29 protein-coding genes, 1 pseudogene and 1 riboswitch are annotated in these 26,139 nt (G+C 38.7%); of the genes and pseudogenes, 26 read left to right on the top strand and 4 right to left on the bottom strand.

The annotated features are described in order from the left end of the window. Positions 1 to 120: 120 nt before the first annotated feature. From BN985_RS17125 to BN985_RS19130, 16 genes are all read left to right on the top strand, one after another. On the top strand, positions 121 to 579 hold the full coding sequence (locus BN985_RS17125) for a DinB family protein (RefSeq protein WP_042225089.1): 459 nt from the start codon (positions 121 to 123) through the stop codon (positions 577 to 579). Between the two features lie 61 nt (positions 580 to 640). Continuing rightward, complete coding sequence (locus BN985_RS17120) at positions 641 to 1,672, top strand: S66 family peptidase (protein WP_042225088.1); 1,032 nt, start codon at positions 641 to 643, stop codon at positions 1,670 to 1,672. Between the two features lie 30 nt (positions 1,673 to 1,702). Continuing rightward, positions 1,703 to 2,386 carry a glycosyltransferase family protein gene (locus BN985_RS17115; RefSeq protein WP_042225087.1) on the top strand — a complete coding sequence of 228 codons (684 nt, stop codon included), beginning with the start codon at positions 1,703 to 1,705 and terminating at the stop codon, positions 2,384 to 2,386. Further along, entirely contained in the window at positions 2,383 to 3,141 is a 759-nt protein-coding gene (locus BN985_RS17110) for a hypothetical protein (protein ID WP_042225086.1), read from the top strand. Before BN985_RS17115 ends, BN985_RS17110 begins: the two co-directional genes overlap by 4 nt. A 14-nt stretch (positions 3,142 to 3,155) precedes the next feature. Further along, on the top strand, positions 3,156 to 4,094 hold the full coding sequence (locus tag BN985_RS17105) for a hypothetical protein (RefSeq protein ID WP_042225084.1): 939 nt from the start codon (positions 3,156 to 3,158) through the stop codon (positions 4,092 to 4,094). 82 nt (positions 4,095 to 4,176) lie between these two features. Further along, positions 4,177 to 4,590, top strand: a complete 414-nt coding sequence (locus BN985_RS17100) for a thiol-disulfide oxidoreductase DCC family protein (protein WP_042225082.1) — start codon at positions 4,177 to 4,179, stop codon at positions 4,588 to 4,590. Between the two features lie 394 nt (positions 4,591 to 4,984). Next, a complete protein-coding gene (locus BN985_RS17095) occupies positions 4,985 to 5,410 on the top strand; it encodes a hypothetical protein (RefSeq protein WP_042225080.1) in 426 nt (141 codons plus the stop codon). Between the two features lie 15 nt (positions 5,411 to 5,425). After that, positions 5,426 to 6,211, top strand: coding sequence for a hypothetical protein (locus tag BN985_RS17090; protein ID WP_042225078.1), 786 nt, complete (start codon positions 5,426 to 5,428; stop codon positions 6,209 to 6,211). A gap of 61 nt (positions 6,212 to 6,272) precedes the next feature. After that, positions 6,273 to 6,728 carry a hypothetical protein gene (locus BN985_RS17085; RefSeq protein WP_042225076.1) on the top strand — a complete coding sequence of 152 codons (456 nt, stop codon included), beginning with the start codon at positions 6,273 to 6,275 and terminating at the stop codon, positions 6,726 to 6,728. A gap of 77 nt (positions 6,729 to 6,805) precedes the next feature. Next, positions 6,806 to 7,339, top strand: a complete 534-nt coding sequence (locus tag BN985_RS17080) for a signal peptidase I (RefSeq protein WP_042225075.1) — start codon at positions 6,806 to 6,808, stop codon at positions 7,337 to 7,339. Positions 7,340 to 7,379: 40 nt separating this feature from the next. Then, positions 7,380 to 8,282 (top strand): hypothetical protein, encoded by a 903-nt coding sequence (locus tag BN985_RS17075; RefSeq protein WP_042225074.1) that lies wholly within the window; start codon positions 7,380 to 7,382, stop codon positions 8,280 to 8,282. Between the two features lie 205 nt (positions 8,283 to 8,487). Next, positions 8,488 to 8,766 (top strand): GNAT family N-acetyltransferase, encoded by a 279-nt coding sequence (locus BN985_RS17070; RefSeq protein ID WP_042225072.1) that lies wholly within the window; start codon positions 8,488 to 8,490, stop codon positions 8,764 to 8,766. Positions 8,767 to 8,890: 124 nt separating this feature from the next. Continuing rightward, entirely contained in the window at positions 8,891 to 9,121 is a 231-nt protein-coding gene (locus BN985_RS17065; protein WP_042225070.1) for an excisionase family DNA-binding protein, read from the top strand. A gap of 45 nt (positions 9,122 to 9,166) precedes the next feature. Then, the gene (locus BN985_RS17060) at positions 9,167 to 10,063 is read left to right on the top strand and encodes an RluA family pseudouridine synthase (RefSeq protein ID WP_042225068.1); all 897 of its coding nucleotides are present in this window, start codon (positions 9,167 to 9,169) and stop codon (positions 10,061 to 10,063) included. Positions 10,064 to 10,189: 126 nt separating this feature from the next. Then, positions 10,190 to 10,834, top strand: a complete 645-nt coding sequence (locus BN985_RS17055) for a VC0807 family protein (protein WP_042225066.1) — start codon at positions 10,190 to 10,192, stop codon at positions 10,832 to 10,834. 48 nt (positions 10,835 to 10,882) lie between these two features. Then, the gene (locus BN985_RS19130; RefSeq protein ID WP_156960158.1) at positions 10,883 to 11,320 is read left to right on the top strand and encodes a hypothetical protein; all 438 of its coding nucleotides are present in this window, start codon (positions 10,883 to 10,885) and stop codon (positions 11,318 to 11,320) included. Here BN985_RS19130 and BN985_RS17045 read toward each other — a convergent pair. Next, a complete protein-coding gene (locus tag BN985_RS17045; RefSeq protein WP_042225063.1) occupies positions 11,278 to 12,264 on the bottom strand; it encodes a DmpA family aminopeptidase in 987 nt (328 codons plus the stop codon). The genes BN985_RS19130 and BN985_RS17045 overlap by 43 nt on opposite strands. 196 nt (positions 12,265 to 12,460) lie before the next feature. Here BN985_RS17045 and BN985_RS17040 point away from each other — a divergent pair, with 196 nt between their 5' ends. From BN985_RS17040 to BN985_RS17010, 8 genes and pseudogenes are all read left to right on the top strand, one after another. Next, positions 12,461 to 13,039: a TlpA family protein disulfide reductase gene (locus BN985_RS17040; protein ID WP_042225061.1), complete on the top strand. Its 579-nt coding sequence runs from the start codon at positions 12,461 to 12,463 to the stop codon at positions 13,037 to 13,039. A gap of 65 nt (positions 13,040 to 13,104) precedes the next feature. After that, positions 13,105 to 13,248, top strand: a complete 144-nt coding sequence (locus BN985_RS19125; protein ID WP_156960157.1) for a hypothetical protein — start codon at positions 13,105 to 13,107, stop codon at positions 13,246 to 13,248. 172 nt (positions 13,249 to 13,420) lie between these two features. Continuing rightward, a riboswitch (FMN riboswitch) is annotated at positions 13,421 to 13,567 on the top strand. A 174-nt stretch (positions 13,568 to 13,741) separates the two neighbouring features. Then, the gene (ribE, locus tag BN985_RS17035; protein WP_042225059.1) at positions 13,742 to 14,392 is read left to right on the top strand and encodes a riboflavin synthase; all 651 of its coding nucleotides are present in this window, start codon (positions 13,742 to 13,744) and stop codon (positions 14,390 to 14,392) included. Positions 14,393 to 14,430: 38 nt separating this feature from the next. Beyond that, positions 14,431 to 15,042 (top strand): annotated as a pseudogene (gene ribB, locus BN985_RS17030) (3,4-dihydroxy-2-butanone-4-phosphate synthase); the annotation flags it as partial. 20 nt (positions 15,043 to 15,062) lie between these two features. Beyond that, on the top strand, positions 15,063 to 15,527 hold the full coding sequence (gene ribH / locus BN985_RS17025) for a 6,7-dimethyl-8-ribityllumazine synthase (protein ID WP_042225057.1): 465 nt from the start codon (positions 15,063 to 15,065) through the stop codon (positions 15,525 to 15,527). 644 nt (positions 15,528 to 16,171) lie between these two features. Next, complete coding sequence (locus BN985_RS17020) at positions 16,172 to 18,052, top strand: ABC-F family ATP-binding cassette domain-containing protein (RefSeq protein WP_042225055.1); 1,881 nt, start codon at positions 16,172 to 16,174, stop codon at positions 18,050 to 18,052. Between the two features lie 235 nt (positions 18,053 to 18,287). Further along, on the top strand, positions 18,288 to 18,860 hold the full coding sequence (locus BN985_RS17015) for a hypothetical protein (protein ID WP_042225054.1): 573 nt from the start codon (positions 18,288 to 18,290) through the stop codon (positions 18,858 to 18,860). A gap of 76 nt (positions 18,861 to 18,936) precedes the next feature. Next, on the top strand, positions 18,937 to 19,512 hold the full coding sequence (locus BN985_RS17010; RefSeq protein WP_042225052.1) for a hypothetical protein: 576 nt from the start codon (positions 18,937 to 18,939) through the stop codon (positions 19,510 to 19,512). A gap of 32 nt (positions 19,513 to 19,544) precedes the next feature. On the opposite strand, the gene BN985_RS17005 is transcribed toward BN985_RS17010, so the two are convergent. Continuing rightward, complete coding sequence (locus tag BN985_RS17005; protein WP_042225050.1) at positions 19,545 to 21,263, bottom strand: DNA-binding protein; 1,719 nt, start codon at positions 21,261 to 21,263, stop codon at positions 19,545 to 19,547. Positions 21,264 to 21,401: 138 nt separating this feature from the next. Here BN985_RS17005 and BN985_RS17000 point away from each other — a divergent pair, with 138 nt between their 5' ends. Beyond that, complete coding sequence (locus tag BN985_RS17000; RefSeq protein WP_042225048.1) at positions 21,402 to 22,454, top strand: C45 family autoproteolytic acyltransferase/hydolase; 1,053 nt, start codon at positions 21,402 to 21,404, stop codon at positions 22,452 to 22,454. Positions 22,455 to 22,630: 176 nt separating this feature from the next. Beyond that, positions 22,631 to 23,302 (top strand): hypothetical protein, encoded by a 672-nt coding sequence (locus BN985_RS16995; protein ID WP_042225046.1) that lies wholly within the window; start codon positions 22,631 to 22,633, stop codon positions 23,300 to 23,302. Between the two features lie 71 nt (positions 23,303 to 23,373). On the opposite strand, the gene BN985_RS16990 is transcribed toward BN985_RS16995, so the two are convergent. Then, entirely contained in the window at positions 23,374 to 24,720 is a 1,347-nt protein-coding gene (locus BN985_RS16990) for a CoA-disulfide reductase (RefSeq protein ID WP_042225044.1), read from the bottom strand. 15 nt (positions 24,721 to 24,735) lie between these two features. Next, positions 24,736 to 26,079 (bottom strand): sodium-dependent transporter, encoded by a 1,344-nt coding sequence (locus BN985_RS16985; RefSeq protein WP_042225043.1) that lies wholly within the window; start codon positions 26,077 to 26,079, stop codon positions 24,736 to 24,738. Positions 26,080 to 26,139: the final 60 nt, after the last annotated feature.

Raw genomic sequence — 26,139 nt, 5'->3', positions numbered from 1 at the left:
GTTTTCTTTTTTATATATGGACATGTAATGTCTACACCATTTTTGCTACAATAGTATTAATTGTATGAATTGTTTGTATGCAGACAATAATGTGCCTCAATAAAAAGGAGATAAAAAAACATGCAGCAATTATTTAAGTATAATTGGCAGGTCCGTGATGAATGGTTTACCTGGTGTGAACAGCTCACTATTGAAGAATTGAGTAAAAAAAGAACAGGTGGGGCGGGTAGTATTTTGTACACCCTCTTTCATATTATCGATGTGGAATATAGCTGGATCCGTGCTATACAAGGTAAAGAAGATATCGAGTTCCCCTTTGACGATTATAAAAGCATAAAGGGATTAAGAAAGCTTTCAGATACGCTGAGAATTGAATTGGAGTCCTTTCTAGAAAATATAGAAGAAATAGATATGGCAGCACAGGTAAAAGCCTCCTGGCTGGAGGATACATATAGAGCAGAAGAGATTATCCCCCATGTTATTGTGCATGAGATTCACCATATTGGACAGCTTTCAATTTGGGCTAGGGAGTTAAATAAGAAACCAATATCAGCAAATTTGATTGGGAGAGGTTTATAAAGGGTGTCGAGCCTTAGCCTTAAGCCAAATATCTTGAAAACTTGATGGAAGGATGAAAAAAATGCTGACAAAACCGAATAAACTACAACCTGGCGACAAGGTCGCTACCATTAGTCCTTCATGGGGAGGAGCAGGGGACCCTGAAATAAGGTGGCGCTATGAGCAAGGTGTACAGCGTCTAGAAGAAGTCTTTGGTCTAAAGGTGGTGGCAATGCCGCATAGCTTAAAAGGGACGGACTATATCGATTCCCATCCTGAAGCAAGAGCGGAAGATTTAATGGACGCATTTCAGGACAAAAGCATAAAAGCAATTATCACTAATATCGGGGGGAGTGATAGCATACGGATGCTTCCGTATATTGATTTTGATGTCATTCGTGATAATCCTAAAGTTTTCATGGGATATTCAGATGTCACGATTCCTCATTTGCTATGCCACAAGGCAGGTCTTTCTTCCTTTTATGGACCTGCTATTTTAACAGACTTTGCTGAAAATGTGAAAATGGATCCTTATACAGTTAATTATATTCAGAAGACACTGTTTACAGATCGTGCTATTGGAGAAATCCTGCCAGCAGACGAGTGGACTAGTGAGTTTTTGGAATGGGATATTAAAAATAAAAATCAGAAAAGAAAATTGCAGGAAAATCAAGGCTATGAGCTACTCCAAGGAGAAGGAATAGTTAAAGGTCGATTGATCGGTGGATGTATAGAAGTGTTGGAGTTTGCGAAAGGAACGGAGATTTGGCCAGAGAAAGCGCATTGGAAAGATGCTATCCTGTTCTTTGAAACATCAGAAGAAAAACCATCCCCTCGGTCTATAATTTACTGGTTACGTAACTATGCGGCTCAAGGTGTCTTAGAAAAAGCGAATGGGATTATTTTTGGAAAACCAAAGGATGAGACCTATTACGAGGAATACAAGGAATCCATTCAGTTGGTGCTTAAAGAATATGGCCTAGAAAACTTACCATTACTATATAATCTTAACTTTGGTCATACAGAACCAAAAATTGTTTTGCCTTATGGAGTGATGGCAGAGATAAATTGTGAGCAAGGAACATTTTCAATAGTAGAAAATGCTGTTGTATAAGGGAAACTGTTAGACAAAGGGTAGTTTGAAATGGAAAATATAAAAATAGTTGAACTTATCATGACGGTTTTGGGGATTGGTTGCATTCTTTTATTGATATATTACCTTTATAAAAGAAGGGAAAAAGGGAAACCGAAGCCGTGGCTAATTCTAATCATTACTTCTATTGGTCTTCTCAATATAAAATATGAAATCGCCTCCTACTCGGTTCCTGTTATTCCAATAGGTGTTATGATGATATATTTCGAATTTCTTATAAAAAGGCGCAATTGGCATTGGTATCGTAAATATGCTTGGGCCGGCTTTTTGGGAAGCTATATTTTATTTGCTACAACACTGCTAAGCCAGCCAATCCAAGACTTTTTTTATCCAAATGAACCAGAGACTTATTTAGCCAATATCCACGAGCCCGAATTAATTACCACCAACTTTATTCATGCAGAGGGGAAGACTTTACATAAAGAAAAATTAAACGATGTTCTCCCTAATCTCGAGCGAGAAAAACTGAAGAATGAAAAATGGATAGATAGTCTTTATGACGAAGAAGAACGTTTCCCCTATCTTATAGCTGGTATAGATCCAAAATGGGGTAGTGGAATCGACACCATGGTATTTATGGAGGATGATGGCAAGGGTTGGCTCATTACAACGCCAGAAGCTCATTATTATTACCGCTCTCCGACTTCTATTTTTGAGGAGGAGAGTAACGAATGAAAAAGATGATCCCTTTGGCAATATTGATTGTTTTAGTAGCTACAGGAACACTCCTTTATTACTTTTATCCGTCTTCTCCAGAGGGATTTTATACGACAGATGAAGCAAAGGAGCTAATAAACGAAGTGTACCCCGAAGCGAAAGTGGATGTAGTGCAGGAAATAGTGAAAGTGACAGATTCCCATGCCTTTGTTCCGTTTATCTCACAGGATAACTATATGGGCGCAAGCTTTTGGGAATGGAAAAACCATAAATGGAAGCTGACTATTGTAAAGAATAGCTTGTTACCAAAAATTTGGAGAATAGATGAAGAAGATCCAGAAGAAGCTTATATAGTATGGAATATCCATCCAGCTATGGAAACAGATAAATTAGGCATCTCTATGCATCGACCACGACATTTTTATGAAATGAATGAAGAAGAGCATTATGAGCCGCAATTTCAGTTTGAAGAGATTTATTCTTTAAAAGAACAGACCTACGGGGCAAAGCAAATCCCAGAAGAATGGGCCATTACTCTAAAAAACTATTATCGGATAGAAGAGGTAGATTATTTGCAAGAATTCATCACTGGTAATCCGCTTATGAGGATAGGTTGGTACCCCTTAAACGAGGCCGAAGAAGAGACGTTACCAGAAGGAGGATATTATCAAAAGAATGGCGTCTATGCTAATGATGAAAAATACCAGACGTTACAGTACTTACCGATGCTATCTGAACAGAAATTGGAAAAAGATCTTGATGAGAAAGAGTAGAGGAAGATGAAAAGATGTTTAAAAAGTTAAAGAAAATGACACTTCGACCTGCTTACGACTTTGCCCAGCAGCTTGCTGGCTATGATATCGTGAATGCGACACTTGGTCCGCGTAATGAGGTATGTATTTTGGCTGTCGAATCTGGCTCTGGGTTCAGAGAATTAGAAAACCCAACTAATCATGAATTTGCATACCGAATTATTATTACAGATGATAATGGTGTAAGAAAGTTGGATTTCCCCAGGCTAAAGATGGAATATGATTTTGTGCAACCATTACAAAATGAGCGCATACTACTCGTTTCAGCAAGAAGCAATTGGTATGCAGCAAAGAAATATGATCTAAATGCAGCTGTATTTGAGAGAGATGGAACTTTTGTACGAAATTTTTTACTTGGCGATGGCATACAGGATATGTATGTCACAGATCAAGATATTATCTGGACCAGCTATTTTGATGAAGGCATTTTTGGAAATAATGGATGGGAAGAACCGGTAGGAATACGAGGCTTAAAAGCTTGGGATACGGAAGGAAAAGAAGTTTTCACATATCCAAGGAGCATAATCCATAGTATGGAAGATTGTTATGCATTGAATGTGGTGGCAGACGAAGATATCTGGTTTTATTATTATATGGAGTTCGCTCTAGCAAGATACCATAATGGGGAGCTGTTTTATTATAAGCCTGGTGTAAAAGGGGCGGATGGTTTCACGCTTTTTGAAGATTATGCACTGTTCCGTGGTGGGTATGATAGCCCGGAGAAGTTTATTCTATATCACTTTCGAAACAAGTATGAGATGAGAAAGAAGTGTTTCATTCAGTTTCTTACAGAAGATGAAGAGGTCATTGATCCACACATTGTGGCGAACCGAGGATCTGTTTTCCTATTTACTGTGGACACAAGTATTTATCTAGTGAGATTGGAAGATGTAGTAGAAGAGGTAAATAAGTAGTGTTATGAATTTATCGCTTTGTTTTACAGGTTTAACGAAGGGAATGTTATTCTAGGATAATCTCAATTAGGATGGTGATAGGATGAAGCTTATCCTGTTTGATGGAGAATGTAACTTTTGTGACCGTAGTGTACAGTTTGTGATGAAACGAGATCCAGAGGCTATTTTTACATTTGCTTCCCTGCAAAGTGGTGCTGGTGAACGAGTAAAAGAGCATTATAATATTAATCCCTCTCTTGATAGTATGATTTTAGTTGAGGGTGAAACCTACTATACAAAATCTACTGCTGCACTAAAAATATGCAGAAATTTGAAAGGGTTCTGGAAGGTATTTTCTGTTTTGCTTGTTATTCCAAAGCCAATACGAGACTTCTTTTATAATATCGTGGCCAGGAACCGATATAAGTGGTTTGGCAAACGAGAAACCTGTAGGCTGCCATCTCCTGAAGAAAGAGCACGATTTTTGGAGGAGCGTACGGAATTAAACCTACCGTAAATTTATAAATAAAATAATTAAGTGAAACGATGCTTTAAGATAGAGCGTCGTTTTTGTTTTGCCAAAAATAATAGAGATGAACGGCCAATTTCACTTATATTTCTCGGTCACCGTACAATTCCTGACAAGGCATTACAACTTCCTTGCAATATTTGTCTAACGATTCTTAGCATAAAATAGTCACGGGAGAAAAGTAGAGTAAATAAAAGAAAAATAGAGAAAACGAACTATAAGAGAGATAGAAAGCTAAATTTACTAGATTGCATTGACTGTTCATATGTTCTATACTTCGTCTTAATCGTTCTTTATGAAGAACAAAAGGAGCCGAAATAACATTAAAATTTAATGAGAGGGGGAAATAGATGCTTTTGCTTAAAGGAAAGGTTGTATTGGAATGAAGCGATTGGGCGTGACTCTGTTAATGCTCCTAGTTCTATTGCATGCAGGGACTGTGTTTGCTGAAAAGCAACCGTCGCAAAACAGCTGGTGGGATGCTTCACAACAAATTGATACGTATATCCAGTCGATTGCAATCGCAAGGGAAGTTGTGCAAAAAACGGTAGATACAGCGTTGGATGAAAATGCGGAACAACTGCAAATGCATGGTGTATCTGTTACCAAAAAATCGAAGAAAGAAATTATCAAACAAAAAGAGGCTTATTTAACACAATTGGAAGAATCCAAAAAAACATTGTTGGAATCGGATATGTTTCAAAGCTTTCATGACGAAAAGAAAGCAGAACTGGATCAATCCTTAGAAGCAGAGACAAAAGCTATTATAAAATCAATTCTTATGGATTCCAAGAATGAAACCAAATAGAAATGGGGTAATCAAATGAAAGTATTACGTACAGTAAAAGGAAAGATCGCAGTTGGTGTGCTCACAGTAGGAGTGATTTCCGGTACAGGAGCGGCATTAGCAGGTACAGATGCAGGTGCTAACTTAAAGAGTTGGTATGACAGCTTGTTTGATAAAACAGCAGCAGAAATTGAAGCAGATGTAACGGCTTATGGTGAAGGGAAATTGCCTGGGCTTACTGCGGAATATAATGGGCTAAAAGCTGATGCGAGTGGAGATATTGATGGCACTAGAGCAAGTGAAACGGAAGGTGCTGAAGCGGCCATTACTCAAGTGAAAAACAGTCATATTGAATCCCTAGAAGGCAAAAAATCAGAAATATTGGAAGGAATGGGCTTGGAGTTTTACAATCTATTCCTTAAAGGATTCTGGGAGATTGAGAGATTGGGGAAAGAAGGAGTTGATTACGCAACAAATGACCTAACAGCGTTTACCGGCACAGAGGGAGAAGAAGCGCTTGGACAATTGACTAATGATTTGACTGCAGCGAAAGACTCAGCTGTCTCAGAATTAGAAGAAGCAATTCGACAAGCAGAAGAGGAAATTGCTGCTGAAGTCGAGAATCAGAAGGAGATCAACACTAGAAATTTGCAAAACCGAATAAACTGGAAAATAGATGATGTCCGAGATGAGGTTGAAGGTTTACTTGAAGGTTTGGTTGAAGAACAAAAGGCAATCATCACAGCTGCCGCTCAAACTCTAGAAGACGACGCAAAATCTGCTTTAGATGATGTTGTTTCTTCTATGTCAAACGGAGAATAAAAAGTGGCAACGCTTATATACAAGCCATAACGTTGCCCTCTAATAAAGGAGTGGCCAAAGAGTGAAAGAAAGTAGATTGGTCAAGCATCAACAGACACAAAGACGCAAAAAAAGACGGTTCTTAGCCGGCGCTCTTATTCTCCTAATTGTTTTAGGTGGCGGTATGAATGTAGCGTTTGCCGATGAGGACGTGAAAGGTATGCTAGCAGGTTGGTTTGATCAAAAGAAAAAGGACTCTATTAACGAAATAGAGGAAGCTCTTACGGAGGAAAAGGAAAAGCAAGCTGAACGCTTAAAAGAGGAACTAGAATCAGAAATACAAGGAGCCGAAGCGAGACTACAAGAGTTTACTATCAAAGAAAAAGAAAAACGAGTAAAGGCTTTGCAGGAATATGCTGACGACCTACTTAACACATTGGAAGAAAGCGATAAGGAAGAAACAGATAAAATGCTAGAGTCCATTTTCCTTGAAGCAAAAAGAGAGATGGAACAGGTAAGCGAGAAGCGAGGAAAGTAAGTACTAGCTTTGCTTCTGTGGGAGACGAATATCGTTAGGTATTAGTTAAATACCGTATAAGAAAAGGGGGCTATGACTTGAAGAAAGTATTAAAAGGCCTTGGAAATGTAGGGATTTTGTGCTTAGTTGTTTTTATTCTTCTATTAGGCTATTCACTTATCCAGACGGTGAAGGATCCGGGAAGCAATCCTAACTTGTTTGGTTACCAGCTAATGAATGTTCTTTCTGATAGCATGGACCCCATTTTTCAAGCGGGAGACATGTTGGTGCTATCTGATGATGTTGATAGTGTGAAAGTTGGAGATATCATTACGTTTAAGCAAGAGGGAGAAACCTTGGTCACACACCGTATTATCAGTGAACAAATGACAGAACAAGGGACAGTTTATGAGACGAAGGGCGATGCTAACAACCTGGCAGATGAAGGGTTTGTAAAAGGAGAAGATATTTACGGGAGCTATTCTTTTCATATTCCAATGGCAGGATCTGTTGCAATGTTTCTAAAGTCGCCTACTGGCTGGGTTGTGCTAGGAGCAATTCCTCTACTATACGTAACAATAGCTTGGATAAGAAAGCTATATATTCTGCGTAGACAACAAAGTACAACATAAATAGCAATATATATTTTTTGAAAATTAAGGGGGAAAAATAATGAAGAAAAAACTCACACTCGGTTTAGTTGCATTATCATTTGTATTAATGGCCATTATTGGAACAGTAGCCTATTTTACAATAGGGTTTTCAAGTGAAGACAATATTGCAAAGGCTGCCGACTTTGATGTAGAAGCAGTAAATAAAGAAGGCAAAATAATCGGTGACGCAGAGTTTGACCTTGACGAAGACTTAGTACCTGGCATGGAGAAAAAAGAAGTATATGCGTTTGCAGTTAATAAAAATAACACCACAGTACCGGTAGAGTATCAAGTTAATCTTGGATTGTCTGGTGATCTATTTCCTGCCAATGGACAATCTCCAATAAACCTTGAATTTGAACATTTAAAGGACGGAACCTGGGAACAGGTGGAATTGGAAAATACCTTCCATCCAGAACAGGATTCTGAAGAGTTTAGAGTAATGGTAGATTGGCCACACGGTGAGAATGACATTGCTTTTCAAAGCAAAACAGGAAGCATTCAGTTAGAAGTAGTTGCTACACAGGTAGATGAAGAAGAGGAAGAGGGGCCACCGTATTTCACTGGAGAAGTCGCTTTTAAAGCTACAGCAAATGGTGCAACAAGGGTAACCGAAGGAAAGGAAATCAACTTTTATACAAAGGATGACGGCTATAAAATGATTGAAATCGCGGTTGGCGAAGGTAATGGTGAATTTGAGAGCAGGGTAGGAAATGTTACCATCCGCGAATACGAACAGGGTGGCACAACGTGGTTCCGAATCTACACGGATCATGAATACTTTGCTAGCGAATCACAAATGTGGCGGGTAAGTGATAGCTCTATTGATACATCTGTTAAGGGGAAAATTAAATTCCCTAAACTGACGGGAGCGCATTTTACTATAGAATCCGATGCTCTTTACAACTGGTTTACAAAATAATTAAGACAACCCCTTGGACGAAAAACTATTGTTCGGGGGTTTTTACATAAATTACTTATCATTGAAACATACTCTTACAGAACAATTACTTGAGAGCGTTTGGTACGTACCAACCAGGTATAAATAGTTAGGGTATTAGTAACCTTTGGTTTAACAGCTATTAAGGAAAGGAAAAGTATATAAAAACAACAAGGAGCGTAATAACATGAGCAATATAAAAAAAGGCACACAATCATTTTATGTAGGCGAAGATGAAAAAAATCCCGATGCTGAAATTGGCTACACTTTTTCAGAGGAAGGAGACATAGTCATTGATCATACTGTAGTTTCTGAATCGCTACAAGGTCAAGGGCTTGCAGGAAAACTAGTTGAGCGAGTTGTAGAGAAAGCTAGACAAGAAGGGAAAAAGATTAACCCACTATGTTCCTATGCTCAAAAGAAATTGGAGGAGACCCCAAATTATCACGATGTGCTAAAAAACTAATTTAAGTGCCCTCCATGTATGTTGGAGGGTATTTTTAAATTAATTTGCTCTTCTATGTTTATAAAAGTTATACTAGTATAGTTCAAAGGATTACATGATGTATAAGTAAAGAGGGGAAACACAGATGTACCTTAATATTAAGGAAACAGCTGAATTTTTATCAATGGACGAGTCTAAAGTGAAAGCACTTGTATTGAACGGCAAAATCCGTTCTGTTTATGATGGGAATCAGTATTTAATTAATAAAGAACAGTTCAACACGCATTTTGAACAGGTAGAAAAATACCGTAAGTTAATTCAGGAATACCTTAATGAACCAATTCCAGAAGATATTGATGTACGTGATGAGGATTAAGCCCACATAGCAAGAGATTAATGCTTCTATTAAAGGAGAATAACGATGTCAAAAAATCAAAAAGCCCAGGCAAATACGCTTATCTTCCGTGTGACGGAAAAGGCAGAACTGCTACCATTTCTATTAGAAGCTATGCCAAATCGTAGTAGGAACTCCGTAAAATCTATTTTGACACGCGGACAGGTTACGGTGGATGATCATATTGAAACAAAGCACAACTATCCATTAAAGTCAGGACAAACGGTCACTATACTCAAGAATAAAGCAGCAGTAAAAAGACAAGCACTGATCGGTATGTCCATTTTATATGAAGATGATGATATTATTGTTATAAACAAAGAAGCAGGTCTGTTATCTATCGCCTCACAAAAAGAAAAGAAGCAAACGGCACATCATCAGTTAATGGAACATGTACGTATCCAGGATCCGGAAAATCGTATTTTTGTTGTCCATCGTCTTGATAAAAACACTTCTGGCGTTATGATGTTTGCTAAAAGTGAAGCAGTTAAACGAAAGCTACAAGATAACTGGAAGCAAATGGTGAGGGAAAGAAAATATGTAGCAGTAGTAGAAGGAAAGGTGAAACAAGAGAAAGGTTACGTCTCTTCATGGTTGTTAGAAAGCAAAACACATGTCATGTATTCATCTCAAAATAAAGACAATGGCCAATATGCCAAAACACATTATAAACGTCTAAGAGCAAACGATAGTTTTTCCTTAATGGAATTAGAATTAGATACGGGACGAAAGAATCAAATTCGCGTCCATATGCAGGATCTCGGCCATCCAATTGTAGGAGACAAAAAATACGGATCCACTCAAAACCCAATTCGGCGGGTTGGACTTCATGCGAATGTGTTATCCTTTTACCATCCAACTACAGAAGAACCGATGTATTTTAAAGCGGATGTTCCTAAATCGTTTTTAACGAAAACAAAATAGACTTGTAAGGAGATAACCTGCTGATGAGGCAGGTTTCTTTTTAGGATTAAATGACAGAAAAGTGGAAAAAGTTGTTGTCTATGCTAGAAACTTTCAGATATAATAGAACTAAAAATAGGGGGATCTATGGATAGAAAACTCGCTTTCTTTGATATCATTTGCTATGCTGCTATCCCATTTCTAATTTGGAACTACGGAAGAGAAAGTCTTGGTGACTACTGGGCTATTTTATTGTCTACGTTTCCTGGTATTATTTATACTATCTTTCGTTTTGTAAAGGAGAAACAATTTAACATATTAGGCTTGTTTATTATCGGATCTATGGGAATCAGTACAACCGTAAATTTACTTTCATCTACTGCAGAAAGCATGCTCTGGAATCAGGTTTATTTAGGGCTGGTTTACGGTATCATTTTTCTATTATCCATCCTAATCAAACAACCGTTAGCATTACATATGGCCGTCGATTGGGCTTATTTACAAGGCCATCCACGTAAAAGTAGTAGGAAATTATTTATACAGCCACAGTTACTAAAATGGTTTCAACTTTTAACACTACTCTTTGTTGCCCGGAGTCTATTTATGAATGGGCTAAAGGCATTTTTGCTACAGACATACGGTGCAGATGGCTATGGTAAAATGCTTATTTATATGAATATAAGTGGCTGGATATTTACTGCCATTCTGAGTATGGGATTTATCTTTATTAGTGTGAAGATTAATCAGTATGTCCAAGGATCTAATGAAATGAAAGTGGCCGCTGAAAAGTAAATAGATGTATGTTAGAAAATAAGTAATGGAAACATAGTAGTACTTATAGTGAATCGAGAGCACCGCAAAGTGAATCGAAAGCACCGCAAAGTGAATCGACAGTACGTCAAAGTGAATCGAGAGCAGTGCAAAGCGAATCGACAGCACCACAAAGTGAATCGAAAGCACCGCAAAGTGAATCGACAGTACGTCAAAGTGAATCGAGAGCAGTGCAAAGCGAATCGACAGCACCACAAAGTGAATCGACAGCACCGCAAAGTGAATCGACAGCACGACAAAGTGAATCGAGAGCATCCCAAAGTGAATCGAGAGCACCCCAAAGTGAAGCCACAGCACCCCAAAGTGAAACCACAGCACCCAGGAGTGAAACCAAACTACATCTCCATAACGAAAGAGGGCGAGGCTGAACCATTTCAGCCTCGCTCTCCTTCCAAAGCATTTTCCTATAAAGGTGCCTTCTCTACCTTTCTTCCTTTCCTACCATAAGTCGTTTCTGCCATTTTTAAAGAGCGAATAACTGCTTCTTCTGTCGTTTCTACGGTTGCTTGAAACAGTTGGTTCATTACCTCATGATCATCACGTAAGTAAACGATGCTCTCATCCTCACTATTTGTATGGTGCTCATAAGAATTAGCTGTTGAAAACGCAATGGCGATGTCCCCGCTTCCATTGTCTAGGTGGCTCCCCGTTCTGCCAAGCCCTGCCGCACAACGCTTTGCTAGTCTTTTTAATTGTCTGTCATAAAGGGGAGCGTCTGTAGCTATTATCATCATGATAGACCCATCTGGAGTCTCCATCTTGTGCTTCCCCCAATCTGCAAACAATGCCTCTTCTCGTTTCCCAAAATTACTAACTACAAGACAACCTAGTGTATATACACCCTTTTCTGAGTTGATGGTGCGAGATGCTGTCCCTATTCCACCTTTATATCCGAAGCAGACCATGCCTGTCCCCGCACCTACTGCCCCTTCTTCTGCTGGCTGTTCCGTGGCTGATTCTATTGCCTGTATTGCATGTTCAGGTTTAATTGCTTGTTCCCGAATTGAATTTAGGTAACTGTCATTACACTCTCCAACTACAATATTAATCGAGCTTGTTGTGTCCCCAATCTCCTTTGTTTCCTGAAGCATATATTCTAAAGTCCCTTGCCAAACTGCTCCTACACTAAAGGTGGTGGTGAGCATAATAGGAGCTTCCAATAAACCAATTTCCTCTATTTGCGGTAAGCCCGTTGTTTTCCCATACCCATTAAGTATGGCACTTCCAGCTCGCACTTTTTTGTTAAATAAATTATCATCATGCGGAAGAATAGCAGTAACTCCTGTACAAATTGTCTTCGTCTCATCCAATTCTTCATACAATGTAACATGTCCTACTTTTACACCATTAACATCGGTAATACAGTTAGACTTTCCTTTATTAAGTGTCATTTACCCAGCTCCCTTTTTTATTTCCTAAAGTATAACAAAATAGAATCCTATAAGCCTTTTGTATTTAGTATATTGGCGATCAGCTTTTCTACTTAGTAGCTACCATATCCCTGAACTGGACTCTTCGCTTTTTTTAGTATGTAACGTGCGAGATAGAGGCACACTATTCATAACTGAAAGAAACGGAGGCATCGTGATGAAAAGGATTCTGTTCATCGTATTTGCTGCAGGCATTGTAATCGGCTCTGTTTATAACCTTATCCTTGCCGAAAAAGAGGTAGAGCATTCCAAAGCGCATTTCGGTGAGGAAGAGAGTGTAGAGGTTAGTATGACTCAGCCATTAGGCGTAAATGTAGGAGACACGGCACCAGACTTCGAATTGAAAACCCTAGAAGGTGAAATGGTTAAACTCTCCGATTTTAAGGGAGAGCACGTTATGTTAAACTTTTGGGCTACCTGGTGTCCACCATGTAGACAAGAAATGCCTGATATGCAACGAATTTATCAGGACAAAGATCCTATTATTTTAGCGGTCAACTTAACTGATACGGAAGTAAATCAAAAGGCAGTAAGCGCCTTTATAGAGGAATTTGGCATGACATTTCCTGTTTTAATGGATGAAAAGGCTGAAGTGAGTGAGTTGTATCGTATACAGCCAATCCCTACTACTTATTTCATTGATTCAGAAGGAAAAATAAGGTATAAAGCGTTCGGCGCCCTGAGTTATGAGCAGATGATACAGGAATTTGAAAATATGAAAGAAACGTCTAAATAGCTGTTTAATTTTGAAAAGATCGGGAATAAAAAAGATAGCGTAATCGCTACTGGGAGGATATTTTAGTGGAGTATACGAAAGAAGAGTTGTTTTATTTTCAAAGAGACCGTGAGTACTTAACGGAGCTTCTTCAAAAATACGATGATGATCAAAAAAAACTAAAAATTGAGGAAGAGATCCGCTTTCTAGAAAAAATTCTAACACATTAAAATCAGCCCCTGCGAAAGCAAACAATATATCCTACTTACATTACAGCAATATCTCCATTTAAAAAGAGGGGCTTTCTTTTCATGCAGAAATAGCCTTTAGCAAAGTAAACAAACTAGATGCTTGCAATCTAATTTGATTTACGTTATAACATAAATACAATCGAATAATTAGAATTTCCTTCGGGGTCGGGTGAAATTCCCAACCGGCGGTGATGAAGTGTGTAGCTTCTAAGTCCGTGACCCGTGCGGCGCAATGCCAAGCGGTGGATCTGGTGTAACTCCAGAGCCGACAGTAAAGTCTGGATGGGAGAAGGAATTGAAAAGCAAGCATGTTTATGACAATTCGCTTACGTTTACTGTGCAAATTTTGCGCAATAGAGTAAGGCCTTGGATTATAGACGTGTTTTATTAGCTTATTAAATTCTGCCCTTTTATCCTCTGAAGAAGTTTTCAGAGGTTTTTTTATTTCTTAATTATGGAAGGGGAGTGGCTTATGTTTACCGGAATTATAGAAGAAAAGGGAATACTACTTACAAAAAAACGTGTTTCAGAGCGGGCTGTCACGCTATCGATTAAGGCAGAACATATTCTATCAGATATGAGAATTGGAGATAGCATTGCCATTAATGGAGTTTGTTTAACAGTCACACGTTTTTCTGATACATCCTTTGACGTGGACGTCATGCCAGAAACGATTAAAGCAACGTCTCTTAACGCTACACAATTAGGTGATTCCGTTAATTTGGAACGAGCTATGGCTGCAAACGGTCGATTTGGAGGTCATTTTGTATCAGGCCATGTAGACTCTACAGCAGAGATTGTTCACAAGGTCTATCAGGAGAATGCTATCTATTTTAGGATTAAAATACCTGAGAGTTATAAAAGCTTGTTGCTAAAGAAAGGTTCCATCACCGTGGATGGAATAAGTCTAACGATATTTGAAGTGCAAGATTGTACGATTACGATCTCCATCATCCCACACACTGCAGAACAGACAACGTTAGGTGCAAAGGTAGTGGGAGACTTGGTAAATATAGAATGCGATATGCTTGCTAAGCAGGTGCAACACTTATTGCAGGTTTCGGTAAACGACTCAAATAATAATTTAAATAAAAATTTTTTACACGAGAATGGGTTTTTATAAAATAGGAAAATCCCTAACTAGCAGAGAGGAGAATGAAAGTGTTTCATTCCATTGAAGAAGCAGTCGCCGATTTAAAGAAAGGCAAAGTTGTGATTGTAGTAGATGATGAAAATCGCGAGAATGAAGGGGACTTTATAGGGTTAACTGAAAAAGCGACACCAGACATGATAAATTTCATGATCACACATGGCAAGGGGCTCGTTTGTACAGCTATTACGTCGGACATTGCAAAAGCTGCCGGTTTAGAGTTAATGAAACAAAATAGCACAGATCCATTATCAACGGCCTTTACTGTCAGCATCGATCACATCACGACGAGCACGGGTATTAGTGCACCAGAAAGATCCACGACAATTAAAGCCTTAGCAGATAGAAATGTAACAGCTGATGAATTTAAACAGCCAGGACATGTCTTTCCATTAATCGCCAAAGAAGGCGGGGTCCTAAATCGTCAAGGGCATACAGAGGCAGCGGTTGATCTAGCATTGTTAAGTGATGCAGCGCCCACTGGTGTCATTTGTGAAATTGTAAAAGATGATGGAACTATGGCACGTGTACCGGATCTATCAGCAATAGCTGAACGTTTTGGGTTAAAAATGATTACCATAGAGGATTTAGTTGCATACAGAAAACAACAACAACGACTAATAATGGAAAGGGGATAAAAAAGATGGGTAACATATTTAGAGGTAATTTAGTAGGTAGTGACATGAAAATAGGAATTGTGGTCGGAAGGTTCAATGATTTTATCACAAGTAAATTATTAGAGGGTGCAAAAGATACCTTAATTAGACATGGTGTACCGGAAGAGAACATTGATGTAGCTTGGGTCCCAGGGGCTTTTGAAATCCCTCTTGCAGCAATGAAAATGGCAAAGAAGGAACAGTATGATGCTGTGATTACACTAGGTACAGTTATTCGTGGATCAACACCTCACTTCGATTATGTGTGTAACGAAGCTGCTAAAGGTGTGGGGCAAGCTGCAATGCAAACAGAAAAACCCGTCATCTTTGGCGTGTTGACAACAGAAACAATTGAACAGGCGATTGAACGTGCCGGAACGAAGGCAGGAAATAAAGGAGCCGAAGCAGCAACCGCTGCTATTGAAATGGTAAGTTTACTGAAACAGTTTTAAATATTATCACGAAAGGCCGAGATGAAGTTTCTCGGCCTTTCTAATTGTAAAAATCACGTATCCGGGAGTGCCTCAATCGATCAGCAAGCGTAGCAATCAACCACGGCGGCCCGATCGATCACGCGAGTGCTCCAATCAACCAAGCCCGCGCCCCAATCAATCACACGAACGCGCCAAACAATCATCCCGATTCATATATCGCTAGTTCTCTAACCGGCCTTACTTTGCCTTTCTTAATGGAAAAAAGCTTCTCAGTAAGATAAACTGATTGGTAGGGAATTTTATCCTGGTGCAACCGTCCGTAAGACTTCCTCTTCAAAACACGAAGTGAAACAGTGGTGTTTAAGTGGGAGTTAACGGATGCTAACACCCCGATTCGTTCAACTAACAATCAGTGGGGTGAGAACTAAAAGCCTCACTGATTGAAGTTTCACTTTATATTTCGGAGGAGATTATCATAAAATTATTGGGAATACAGTTCATTATGATAGCAGTTATATGGGTAGGCATGGCTTTCTTTTATTCTGAAATGACACCCGTAAACAGGGGAATATTTTATTTAGTGACATCATGGTTATTACTACTACTGGTATTGGTTATAAAGGAATGGCTAAAAGCTAGAAAAAGATGAGGATGGGTTAACATTGTTGACATTAGAAAATTTACATAAATCCTTCGGGGACAAAATATTATTTGATTCCATTAACAGCACTATTACGGAACGAGAAAGAATTGGACTAATTGGTGTAAATGGAACAGGTAAATCCACCTTCCTGAAAACAATAGCTGGGCTGGAATCACCGGAAAAAGGAACTATTAAACATCCAAAGGATTACCGGATTGAATATTTAGCACAGGATCCTCCGCTAAATCCTGAACTAACTGTAATGGACCAAATTTATTACGGAGATTCTGTGATCATGCAAGTAATGCGCGATTATGAGCAAGCATTATTAACTTTGCAACAGGAACCAGAAAGCCATGAAGCGCAAAGCAGATTACTAAAAATGCAACAAAAGATGGATGAAGCAGAAGCATGGGAAGCGAATACGGCTGCTAAATCTGTTTTAACAAAACTTGGTGTAACGGATTTTGATAAGCAGGTAGCTTCACTATCTGGTGGACAGAAAAAACGTGTGGCGATAGCCAAGGCGCTAATTCAGCCAGCAGATCTATTGATTTTGGATGAGCCAACAAACCATCTTGATAATGAAACCGTAGAGTGGTTGGAAAAATACTTGCAGACTTACAAAGGTTCCTTGCTGCTTGTTACACATGATCGGTATTTTTTAAATCGTGTTACGAATCGGATTTACGAACTGGACAAAGGAAATCTTTATGAGTACGAAGGAAATTATGAAGTATTTCTTGAAAAAAAAGCGGAGCGTGAAGCGCTTGAGGCAAGCAATGAAGCGAAGCATCAAAATACATTAAAACGAGAGCTGGCTTGGTTAAGACGTGGAGCAAAAGCAAGGTCAACAAAGCAAAAGGCTCGCATCGAACGCGTAGAAGATATGAAGGAACAAACATTTGATACAAAGAAAGAGCAAGTTGACTTTAAAGTAGGGTCAAGCAGACTTGGAAAGAAAGTGTTGGAGCTACATGATGTCAGCAAATCATTTGGCGAAAAAAGATTAATCAATGAATTTAGTCGCTTAATTATACCTGGTGAGCGGATAGGTATTATCGGCCCCAATGGTACGGGGAAATCAACGCTGTTAAATATTATGGCAGGGCGTATTCAGCCAGATGGCGGGGAAGTAGAAGTTGGTGAAACGGTAAATATCGGCTACTATACACAAGGTGATGAAGAGCTTGATGGATCACAACGCATTATTGAGTACATTAAGGAAGTTGCAGAAGTGATTCACACGAGTGATGGTGATGTGATTACGGCAGAACAAATGCTGGAACGATTTTTATTTTCCCGTTCTGCTCAGTGGACATACATCCGTAAGCTTTCAGGTGGAGAAAGGCGCCGTTTATACCTATTGAAGGTCTTAATGAAAGAGCCAAACGTGCTTTTCCTTGATGAGCCGACAAATGATTTGGATACACAGACGCTAGGTGTACTAGAGGAATATTTAGATCAATTCCCTGGTGTAGTTGTGACAGTATCGCATGATCGCTATTTTCTGGACCGAGTAGTGGATCGTTTAATTGTCTTTAAAGGGAGCGGAACGGTGAGTGAGTACTATGGCAATTATAGCGAATACCTTGAGCAGGCTCAGGTTGAACAAAGTGTCACAACGCCACCTAAGGCAATAAGAGAAAAACCAAAGCAAAAGAAGAAAAAGCTTTCCTATAATGAACAACGAGAATGGAATACCATTGAAGAGGAAATTATGGAGCTAGAGAGCCGTGTAGATGAACTAAAAGCAGGAATTATAGATGCTGGTAGTGATTCTGAAAAAGTTCAAAAGCTATTCGAGGAACAGGAAAAGACAGAAGAGACACTGGAACAAAAAATGGAGCGATGGGAAGAACTTTCCCTCATGATAGAACAATTTGAAAACAATAATTAAGATTAGGCCTTCCATGATGTTGGAAGGTCTTTTTGTCTGGTCTGAAAAGTGCCGTAGCTATGATGGTGATCAAATCGGTTGTAAGGGAAGAGATGTCAGCAAAGAAGAAGTGAGAAGTATCGCCCTCAGAGAAAAAAACACCACTCCCAGATGCTAGAGAATCGATTTCCTTAAAAGGTATGCTTTTAATTATAATGCCTAAACTAAGCCTATTATAAGGAGAGGGCGAGTCAACATGACAGAAGAGCAACTTTATAATAAAATTATTGAAATCAAAGAACAGCTTCATCATTTAGAAAAAACATACTGGGAAATGTCTACAGGATTTGATACATGGCGCTTTTGGTTTCTGTTAGGTAGCTTAATTATTCCTTTAGTTTTTCTATATTTTACTGTAGATAGAAAAAGACTATTTGAAATTTCATTTTTTGGTTTTACAATACATATCCTTTGGGCTAACACGGATCAGGTATTAACACATCTAAATTACTTTAGTTACCCGCATTCTTTCACTTATATTTTGCCCACAGGAATAACTTCCACAACGGTACTGTTTCCTATTGTGTTCATGCTTGTTTATCAACATTGTATAAAGAAAGAGAAGAATATTTTTATTTATATTGCCTTACTTAACCTCGTTTTTGCTTTTGCTATGGGTCCGTTATATGTATCACTAGGTTTTCTTGAAATGAACAAAGGAATGAATTATGTGTTCCTTTACTTAATTGACGTTATTACTGTATCTCTTGCGTTTGTTTTCGTGAAATTATTTAAGATAATGAAACAAGATTGGAAAGCGGATCAATGAGAGAGAGGTTTTTTAGGGAATAGTTTTGTTCGCAATGTATAAACTATGCCTATTATTTAAATTAGGTGGTTTATAAATGAGTAAAGAACAATTATACCAAAAAATATATGGAGTGAAAGAACAGCTCGCTGCTTTGCAACGCGATTTCTGGAATAATTATTCTGATTTTGAAACATGGTACTTTTGGTTTAACCTTCTGTCCATTTTTTTACCATTACTGCTCCTATATGTCTTGCTTGACCGAAAAAGGCTTTTTGAGATTTCATTTTTCGGGTATTCAGCACATGTCCTATGGGCCAACATAGATAATATATTATCCTCTAACAATTATTTACTACATCCTCATAGTCTGACCTACTTGCTGCCTGTAGGTTTTTCCGTAACGACCGTCATATTTCCGGTTGCATTCATGCTGGTTTATCAATATTGTACTCAACGTAACAAGAATCCTTTACTTTACTTTGTTGGGGCTTCTTTACTTTTTGCTTTTGGATTTGGAGGCATTTCTCATTTGGTGGGACTGATAGAAATGCATAAAGGAATGAACCTCTTTTATTTATTTCTTATTGATATCGTTGTATCTTTTCTAGCATATGGTTTCACGAAGTTATTTATCAAGATAAAGCATGATAAAAGATCTGAAAAACAATAGAGCAGGCTGTTTTCCAACAGCCTGCTCTCTCATTATTCTGTAAGCCCTTCTATGTCAATGCTTTCTACTATACCAGTATTGTTATCACGAATATTTGCTTCAAGTGAAACATTGTCACCAGGTTGCAAGAATATGGAAAGTGGAGCCTTCCCGGAATTTACATTGTAAATTGTGGTGTCACCTTCAATCAAAAATTGGACAACTTGCCCACTATCTTGATTACTAACAAGTACACGTTCCACTTCTCCACTACGCTGCTCTAAGGTAGCATCTCCAGTAGAAGAGACATTACTCGGATCCTGAGCAAGAGCTAGGCGATAGGACTCTAAGGTTCCTCTAGCAGTATCTCCGAATACGACAAAATCTGAATCAGCTGCCTTAATGTAGGCATAGTGTTTAAATAAACCGTTTGGATCCAGTACATTTACAACCCATGTTGGGTCCCCATCAATATTGTAAAGTACAGGCATAGAACCGGTCCAATTCTTCTCAGGAAACTCTTTGTTTACGATTTCTTTTGCACCTTTACTATCCATTATCCCATTATTTTTCTCGCCATTGTAATAGGTAAGTTCTCCTGTACGAGCATGTATTAATGTATAACCTAAAGCAGAATCAATATTCTCTTTTGGTGAAGACATGTCAGTAAAGTAGTGCATTTCACCATTCTCATCAAAGATAGGTGTTACATTGCTCTCTGTGCCAGACCCATTGGGGATTTTTACATCCTTTTTACCAAAAATGGAGTTCAACCAACCATGTACATATTTACCAAAATATTCGTTCTCGTCAGAGGCCATTTCTGAACTAACAGAACCATCTATAAATTCAGGTGCTTCACTCGTTTTATACAATGTAACATCGCTAGTAACGGGATCGACAACAGCTACATTTAACTTTTCAACATTTGGTTTATTCGTAAGACCAATCGGTTTATAAAGGGTTTGGACATACCATGGCTTGCCATCCTCATCTACTTCAACCTGTGGATCTCCACTATGGATGTAGCTCGGATATGCTCCGTATACGGTACGCTTTACATTGTGGTTAAAAAAGCTTGAATGTGTGTATTTCATTTTACTTTCCACAAACTGTGGCTGGGCATTAATATCTGTAGCAGAAATTGTGAAATAGCCCTCCGTTTCCTTACCACGGAAATAACGCCAAAAATCGGTGAATTCCACTGGTGCAACAAAGACAATGTCATCCCCAATCTTCTGTACTTGCAACTTACCTAGATCGTAAAACTGCGTGTTTGGTACAACGCTCATCGCTTTCTGTACCTTATTCCGGGCAAATTCTGGGGATACTACAATAGGGGTAGCGTCCTTATCCAATGGTTTTGCCTCAGGTACTTCGTTTTTTGGAATAGAATCATGTGTGTCCTGTAAGCCAAAAATACCTAATACAAAGAAAGTAGGCACTGCCAAAATGGCTAGGATGATTATTGCCCCAGATACACTATCCAATTGCTTGCTAGACTTTGTGAATGGCTGGCTTGTCGTTAATGCATATAGTCCAACCATACCGGCAATCCCAAACACAATATTAGAAATTGTCATATTGGGAATAGTCATCGGCAGCATAATAAAGTATATGGTAACAGCCCCGATAATAAATAATACGATAAAAATTAGTAAAACTGCTTTTATTGTGGTCTTACGATGTTTTTTATTATTTATAACAAAAAACAGTGAAATAATTAGATACAATATGAATGAGAGTATCGTGGTGCTTAAGATCCCTGTCATGGTTTCAACTCCTATTAGTTTTCTCCTTATGTAATACGTTTGTAACAAGCAATAGTTTCATTCTAGGGCAATTTTATTTGAAAACATCTAGTTATATATTAGACTGAGTTTTATATACAATAAAAAATGAGGGATTAAATGAAACAAATATATAGCGATATTGTGCAATTTCGTGGAAGCCATTACGATTTTGGCTTTAATCAAGGAAGAGAATTAAAAGATTCTTTCACCTTACAAAATAGAAAAAAACAATGGAAAATACGTCGCCCGCGTTTTTCCATCTCTGAGGAAGAAGTAAAGAATGTTTTGCTTCCATTTGCACCGGCTATTTGGGAGGAGCTTCGCGGACTACAGGATGCTCTTGAATGGAAAATGGAGGATGTCTTGCAGGAGTTTGGTGGATACCGATTGGAATATATGAAAAGTGGGTGCTCTATTTTCACAGGAACTGATTACATGATAAGAAATTATGATTATCATCCAAAAACATATGAAGGCAGGTATACGATTTTTCAACCGAGTGACCAAGGTTATGCTGTGATCGGACCATCCCAACGTATTACTGGAAGAATGGATGGAATGAATGAAAAAGGCCTTGCGATGGGCTATAATTTTATGCATCGTAAAAAGCCTGGTGATGGCTTTATTTGTAATATGATAGGTAGGATTCTTTTGGAAACGTGTGCGGATGTTGAGCAGGCAATCTCATTATTAAAAGAAATACCGCACCGTCATTCTTTTAGTTATGTCCTATTGGATAAGGCTGGTGAAACCTATGTAGTGGAAGCCACACCTAGAGCAGTCGAAGTTCGCAGGTCAAATATATGTACGAACCATTTTGAAATCCAGAAAGAAGAAAATCGCCATCACCTGGATGATTCGTATAAACGTTATGCTGCAATCGAAAAACAGAAAGAAAATGTACTTGATGCTTATAAAGCATTTCGTATGTTAAACGATTCGGATAAAGGTGTGTTTTCCACAAAGTATAAGCAATGGGCAGGGACGATTCACACTTCTGCATATTTTCCCCAAGACGGAAAGGTATGGTTTGCACTAGGTGGAGACCGAGAACCGATGATTTTTGATTTCCAGAAATGGTTGGAAGGTGAAAAGATTCAAGTGAAGCGGATTTTAGGAGAGGTGGACACAGAATTGCCTTTCGTTCATATGGAGAAAAATGTACGTTAGCAGTAACTGAAGACAGGAACTATGGGATTGATGCTGCAACTTAATTTAACATCAAGGCAATTTGCAGAAATATGTTTAATTTGTGCGACTTTAAGGAATCATAATTTTAGACTTTATTTTTGTGGAAATGTAGTTATAATAGACTCAGAATGCATTATTATGTAGGAGGTTGCCGAATGAAATTATTTCAGGTCAGAAAAGGACAGTTCGTACATTATAATAACGAGCTACATAAAGTATATACGGTAAAACCAATGTTTAAGAAATCTGTCCATTTGTATCGTCTGAAAGATATGAAACAAATCCTGACGAAAGCAAGTGAAATTACACTTTACAGACCACAGCATAACGATACGTTCATCTTCTACGGTAAACGTTATACTGTAGACAAAGACCGTAAGCCAGAACCTGGCGATTATATCTTGATTATCAAACCTGCACCAGACTTCCTTGATCACTATTCATTAAATGAAATTGAAAAAGTGGACACTGTTGAGGATGGCAATGTGGTTACCACAAGAGATAATGGTGTAAAGCATAATGAGTATGTTGTCATGGTTCCTGGGAGAACTGATGCAAGCCAGGAGATTGCTTACTATGATAAAAATCTTGTGCCCGAAGCTCAGCAATTAGAGGATGAGTCCATCAGCTATTTAGCTGAAAGTGATAATTCCCTTAAACCAGTAGTCGGGGACATTTACATTGATGTCAAAAACAGTACGAAAGCAATGATCGTTGCAATGACAGAAGACGAAGTAGTATTTGGTCATGGTGTGCGTGTCCATGTTGCAGAATTGCTTGATGAGAACAACTTCACATTGGTTTATCGCTTTGAAGAAGACTTATAAAATCAGTAATTAAATAAAGCCGCATGAACTTAGGGGCCATCCCCTCTTGTTCATGCGGTTTTTTAGCTTCATTACAACATAGCTGCGGCTTTATATCCTAATATATTCAAAGGATCCTTGGAGCTTGAAAATGGTGGCGCATAACCTAATTCAAGCTCTTGTAAGTCGTATACAGTTAATTTACCTTTGATAGCTGTGGCTAATACAGCCAATCGTTTATCAGCACCAGCATATCCTACTACTTGTCCGCTATATAGCAAGCCAGTTACTTCATCAAATAAAATTTTAATCCAAAGCTTATCAGACCCAGGATAATAGCTAGCGTTTGAATGAGCCTGTAGGACAGCTTCTTTAAATGTGTAACCTGCCTGCTTCAAGGTAGTACTCGTATGCCCTGTAGATCCTAAGGTAAGGTCAAATGCCTTTAAAATACTCGTACCCATCGTTCCTTGGTAGGCAATCTTTTCGTTCGTTAAATGGCTTGCAATGATGAAAGCTTGCCTGTGTGCAGGCCATGCGAGTGCAACATGACGATCTGCTCCCGTTATGCTATCAAATGTTTCCACTACATCACCAAGTGCATAAATATCAGGATCGGACGTTTGCATAAATTCGTTAACTGCGATAGCTCCTGTATTACCGATCTTCAACTTAGAATCGACTGCAAGTTGCGTGTTCAGTCGTATACCAATTGCAAGGATGGTCATCTCGGCATCAATGGTACTTCCACTTTCTAGGTGAAGCTTTTTACCATCATTTGAAAAAGAAGAAAGCCCATCATCTAATTTAACATCTACGTTCTTTTCAGCTAGATGTGCGGAAACATGTTCTGCCAGGTCAATATCTACTAATTTTGCTACCTGATCGCCTCTATCAATGACCGTACAATGGATACCCCTAGCATGCAGGTTTTCCACCATTTCAAGCCCGATAAATCCACCACCGACTACAGCAGCTGTGGCTGGTTGGTGTCTTTCAATAAATTGATCAATGGTATCCATGTCTGAAATGGTGTGCAACGTGAAGGTTCGCTCATCGTTCATGCCATCAATCTCTGGGCATAAGGCATGTGCACCTGGTGAGAGAATAAGCTTGTCATATGACAAAGTTCCCTCTTGTATGGAATTAAATTGTTTTTGGAATGTAATTTGTTTTTGCTCCCGTGCAATTTTTGTAACTTCTGTTTCTGTATGAACATGAAGGCTAAATTTCTCTTCAAATTCCTCAGCTGGATAAAGTATGTCTTCCCGGCTATCAAGTACACCTCCGAGGTAATAAGGCATTCCGCAGTTAGAAAAAGAAACATAGCTTCCTTTTTCAAAAAGATGGATTTCGGCTTCTTTGTCGGTTCGCCTAATTTGGGCAGCTACCGTAGCGCCCCCGCCAACTCCACCGACAATAACTATTCTTTGCTTCAACGTCATTCCTCCTGCCTAAATTATTCCAAAAGAGTTCAATACGACAATAATAATCGTTAAAGGAACGAGCCAACGAATTAGCTGGAACCATAAAGTATAAACACCTGCTGATATATTATTTCCATAAAAGAATTCATTACGTACTAAACTTCTTTCCATCTTGAAGCCAATGAATAAAGCGATGAAAAGACACCCACCAGGTAACATAATGTTACTAACTAAAAAGTCTGTTGCATCAAAGACGGTTAAATGAAAGATTTTAAACTCTGATAAGTTACTTGATGACAAAGCTGCAGGGATGCCAGCTATAAAGATAAAAATGCCAGCGACCGATGCAACCTTTTTACGAGAACGCTGTTTCTTTTCGGAAAAAGCGGAAGTGATAATTTCCAGCATACTGAAGGAAGATGTCAGTACCGCAAATAAAAATAATAACAAGAACAAACTCAAGAATAGCTCACCAAACGGCATTTGTGAAAATGCTTCAGGTAAAACAATAAATAATAATCCCGGTCCTTCTGAAGGTTCTAGCCCAAAAGCGAACACTACGGGGAAAATAGCCAAGCCTGCTAAAAGGGATACGAAAATATTCATAATGGATACCATTCCTGCTGACATTGGCAGACTAACATCCTTTTTTAAATAGGAACTGTATGTAACCATGACAGATATCCCTACAGCAAGGGAGAAAAAAGATTGCCCAAGTGCATAAAGAATGCTACTTGCAGTTAGCTCGGAAAAGTCGGGTTTCAGGAAGAAGGTGATTCCTTCCATTGCGCCTTCAAATGTTAGTGCACGAATTACTAAAATAATAAAGAAAACGAAAAGGAGTGGCATTAATATTTTACTTGATTTCTCTATTCCATTTTTAATACCAAATGAAATCACAATGACATTAATCAACAGGAAAAGCGCGAGTCCTAGAATGGTGAAGAAGGGACTGCCAGTTATTGTTCCAAACAGTGCCGCGTAGTCCGCATTCTCTTTAATAATCATTCCAGGTATAGACATCAAACTATAAAGGAGTACCCAGCCACCAACCACGCTATAAAAGGATAAAAGCAGGAAAGCGCCAGCGACCCCCCATTTCCCAATAAAAGACCAGCCTGATCGTGGTGCCAGTATTTTGTACGCAGAGACAGCCTCTTTTTGTGCCCCGCGTCCGATCACAAACTCAGCAATTAGAATAGGAAGGCCGATAATTATAGTAAAGGCGATAAAGACGAGGAAAAATGCTCCTCCACCATTCATGCCGGTCATGTAAGGGAATTTCCAGATGGCACCAAGACCAATTGCAGCACCTGTTGAAGATAATATGAATCCAAGTTTTGTAGACCATTGTTCCGTTTTGTTACCCATCATATGCCTCTCTTTCGAACATCTAAGTTGTAAATTTTTATTCAGTATACCAGTTGCTAT

The organism is Oceanobacillus manasiensis (genome assembly GCF_000724085.1).
In the GTDB taxonomy this organism is placed as follows: domain Bacteria; phylum Bacillota; class Bacilli; order Bacillales; family Amphibacillaceae; genus Oceanobacillus_B; species Oceanobacillus_B manasiensis.
Note: the sequence above shows the minus strand (reverse complement) of the source record. Positions and strands in the feature narration are given on the sequence as shown.